The 2,578-nt window shown below is 69.5% G+C and carries 2 protein-coding genes; both read left to right on the forward strand.

Features of this window, described 5'->3' with window-relative positions; all coding sequences use genetic code 11:
• The coding region (locus tag Q1K33_RS20705; RefSeq protein ID WP_300406824.1) for a DNA topoisomerase at positions 1-2,205 on the forward strand (2,205 nt) is incomplete at its 5' end.
• A gap of 190 nt (positions 2,206-2,395) precedes the next feature.
• Positions 2,396-2,578 (forward strand): hypothetical protein (locus Q1K33_RS20710; protein WP_300406825.1); only part of this gene is annotated, 183 nt, incomplete at its 3' end.

Below are 2,578 nucleotides of genomic sequence, written 5' to 3' on the forward strand. Positions count from 1 at the left end.
GAGCGGATCAAGTTCAAGCTGGCCTCCTACTGGGACCTCGAGGGGACCTTCGACCGGGGGGCGGCCGCGGCCGACTCCGGGCCGCGGATGTTCCCGGCCAAGCTCCACTCCCTCGACGGCACCCGCGTCGCATCCGGCTCCAACTTCGGCCAGGACGGCCAGCTCAAGGCCGGCACCGACGTCGTCCACCTCGACCGGACCCGCGCCGAGGCGCTGGTCAGCGCGCTGGCGGACACGACGTACGACGTCCGCTCGGTCGAGTCCAAGCCCTACCGTCGCTCGCCGTACGCCCCCTTCCGCACGACCACGATGCAGCAGGAGGCCAGCCGCAAGCTCGGGATGAGTGCGTCCTCGGCGATGTCGGTCGCCCAGCGGCTCTACGAGAACGGCTTCATCACCTACATGCGTACCGACTCCACGACCCTGTCGGGCGGTGCGGTCGAGGCCGCTCGCTCGCAGGTGCGTGAGCTGTACGGCGCCGAGTACCTGCCCGACAGCCCGCGCACCTACGCCTCCAAGGTCAAGAACGCCCAGGAGGCGCACGAGGCGATCCGCCCGGCCGGGGAGTCGTTCCGTACCCCGGCTCAGACCGGGCTGACCGGTGACCAGTTCCGCCTCTACGAGCTCATCTGGATGCGCACCGTCGCCTCGCAGATGAAGGACGCCGTCGGGCAGAGCGTCTCGGTGCGTCTCGGGGGCCCCGCGACGAGCGGCGAGGACGTCGTCTTCTCCGCCTCGGGCCGCGTCATCACCTTCCACGGGTTCCTCAAGGCCTACGTCGAGGGCACCGACGACGGGGGAGCCAAGGACGACCAGGAGACCCGGCTGCCGGCGCTCGCCGAGGGTGACGCCGTGACGGCCGCCTCGCTGAGCGCCAACGGCCACGAGACCAAGCCGCCCGCGCGCTACACCGAGGCGACGCTGATCAAGGAGCTCGAGGAGCGCGAGATCGGGCGCCCCTCGACGTACGCCTCGATCATCGGCACCATCCTCAACCGCGGCTACGTCTACAAGAAGGGCTCGGCGCTGGTGCCGGCCTGGCTGGCGTTCTCGGTGATCCGGCTGCTGGAGGAGCACTTCCCGCGCCACGTCTCCTACGAGTTCACCGCCGAGATGGAGGACGTGCTCGACGAGATCGCCGGCGGACGCAAGCACCGGGTCGAGGAGCTGACGGAGTTCTACTACGGCTCCGACGCCGTCCCCGGCTTGCACGCTCTGGTCAGCGAGCTCGCCGACATCGACGCCCGTGACAACGCGACGTTCCCGATCGGCGACCCCGAGGCGGGCATCAACCTGCGCGTCGGGCGCTACGGCCCCTACCTCGAGGGCCCCGACGACGAGGGCAACCCGGCCGGCAAGCGGGCCAACGTGCCCGACGACCTGCCGCCCGACGAGCTGACGATGGAGAAGGCCGTCGAGCTGTTCGCGAACCCGGCGGGCGAGGAGATCGAGCTCGGCAACCACCCGGAGACCGGGCTGCGCGTCGTGGCCAAGAACGGTCGCTACGGCCCCTACGTCACCGAGGACCTGCCCGAGGACGCGCCCAAGAAGGCCAAGCCGCGCACCGGCTCGCTGTTCAAGTCGATGTCTCTGGACACCATCACGCTGGACGACGCGGTCAAGCTGCTGTCGCTGCCCCGGGTGGTCGGCGAGGTCGAGGTCGAGGTGAAGGCCAAGACCGGCGAGGACGGCGAGGAGATCCCGGCGACGACCGAGATGGTGGAGATCACCGCGCAGAACGGTCGCTACGGGCCCTACCTGAAGAAGGGCACCGACTCACGGTCGCTCGCCAGCGAGGACCAGCTCTTCACGATCACCCTCGACGAGGCGGTCGCGATCTACGCCCAGCCCAAGCAGCGTGGCCGCGCTGCGGCCGCCCCACCGCTCAAGGAGCTCGGCGCCGACCCGGTCTCGGGTCAGCCGATCGTGGTGAAGTCCGGCCGCTTCGGCGAGTACGTCACCGACGGCGAGTACAACGCGACGCTGCGCAAGGACGACTCGGTCGAGGAGATCACCACCGAGCGGGCCGCCGAGCTGCTCGCCGACCGCCGCGCGCGGGGACCGGCGAAGAAGGCGGCCAAGAAGGGCGCGAAGAAGGCACCGGCAAAGAAGGCTGCCGCGAAGAAGTCGACGGCCAAGAAGGCGCCGGCCAAGAAGAGCGCCGCGAAGAAGACGACGAAGAAGGCTGCTGCCAAGAAGTCCTGACGCGACGCTGGTCGAGGTGTGAGGAGCGCCAGCGACGAACCTCGAGAGCCGGCGACCTGAGCGCCCTCCAGCACCCCCGCCTACCCACGAATCATCCACAGCCCTGTGGATGACGTGGTTGTCCACAACCCCCATGGTTGAGCCAGATTGACTGTCCGGCAGTGTCGGTGGTGGGTGCTTGTATGGAGTCATGAGCAGGCACCTCGACGGCACCGGGACGGGTCACCCGATCCTGGCCTGCCTCGATGTGCTGGAGGCTGAGCTCGACGCGATCGCCGAGACCCCGGCGTGGTCGTTGAGCGCCGAGGAGACCGAGGCCGCCATCACCCGGTTGAGTGCGGACCTGGCCCGGTTGTCCGAGGTCGAGACCCGG

This window comes from Nocardioides sp. (assembly GCF_029937575.1).
In the GTDB taxonomy this organism is placed as follows: domain Bacteria; phylum Actinomycetota; class Actinomycetes; order Propionibacteriales; family Nocardioidaceae; genus Nocardioides.